The sequence below is a fragment of the Agromyces humi genome, from assembly GCF_009720255.1.
In the GTDB taxonomy this organism is placed as follows: Bacteria; Actinomycetota; Actinomycetes; order Actinomycetales; family Microbacteriaceae; genus Agromyces; species Agromyces humi.
Genome location: NZ_WJSP02000681.1, coordinates 1 through 974, shown reverse-complemented (window position 1 = coordinate 974; position 974 = coordinate 1). Strand labels below are relative to the sequence as shown.

General features: G+C 74.0%; 2 protein-coding genes. Both read left to right on the top strand.

Annotated features, from left to right (window positions below; all coding sequences use genetic code 11):
- A partial coding sequence (locus tag GH736_RS23480) for a molybdopterin-binding protein (RefSeq protein WP_328596957.1) occupies window positions 1-431 on the top strand: 431 nt, incomplete at its 5' end.
- A partial coding sequence (gene moaC / locus GH736_RS23475) for a cyclic pyranopterin monophosphate synthase MoaC (protein ID WP_159607477.1) occupies window positions 428-974 on the top strand: 547 nt, incomplete at its 3' end. The genes GH736_RS23480 and moaC, both read left to right, overlap by 4 nt.

Sequence of the window (974 nt, the reverse complement as noted above, 5' to 3'; positions counted from 1 at the left end):
CGATGGGCGCCTACGAGGTGGTGCGCGAGACCCTCGAGCCGCTCGGCGGCTGGGTGGGCAGCGTGGCGATGCAGCCGGGCGGTCCGCAGGCGACGGGCGCCCACCGGGGCATGCCCGTCATCGGATTCCCCGGCAACCCGGTGAGCGCCCAGCTCTCGTTCGAGCTGTTCGTGGCGCCCACGCTCCGCGCCATCGCGGGTCTGCCGCCGGCGCGCACCGAGCGCCTCCCGCTCGCGGCGCCGCTCACCTCCGTGCCGGGCAAGCGGCAGTTCCTGCGCGGCCGCCGCGCCGACGGCGGAAGCGCGGAGGTCGTGGGCGGACCGGGATCGCACCTCGTGGCGGCGCTCGCGGCATCCGAGCTGCTCATCGTGGTTCCCGAGGACGTCACGTCGCTCGACGCCGGGGCCGTGGTCGATACCGTGTTCCTATGACCTCGCTCACCCATCTCGACGACGACGGCCGTGCTCGCATGGTCGACGTCGGCGGCAAGCCGGTCACGCGCCGGATCGCGATCGCCGAGGGCCGCCTCGACACCACCGCCGAGGTCGTGGCGCTCGTGCGCAGCGACGGGCTGAAGAAGGCCGACGTGCTGCCCACCGCGCGCATCGCGGGCATCTCGGGGGCGAAGCGCACGAGCGAGCTCATCCCGCTCGCGCACATCGTGCCGCTCGACGCCGTGTCGATCGACTTCGGCTTCGAGGAGTCCGCGGTCACGATCCGTGCCACCGTCTCGACCACGGCCCGCACCGGCATCGAGATGGAGGCGCTCACCGCCGTCGCCATCGCCGGACTCACCCTGCACGACATGGTGAAGGCCGTCGACCCGGCCGCGCAGCTCGGCGGTATCCACCTGGTCGAGAAGCGTGGCGGCAAGCGCGGCGTCTGGCGAGCGGATGCCGCGGCCGACCTCGTAGATCCGGCGCACCACCCGGGCGCGGCGATCGTGCTCGTCGCGTCCACCCGGGCGGCGGCCG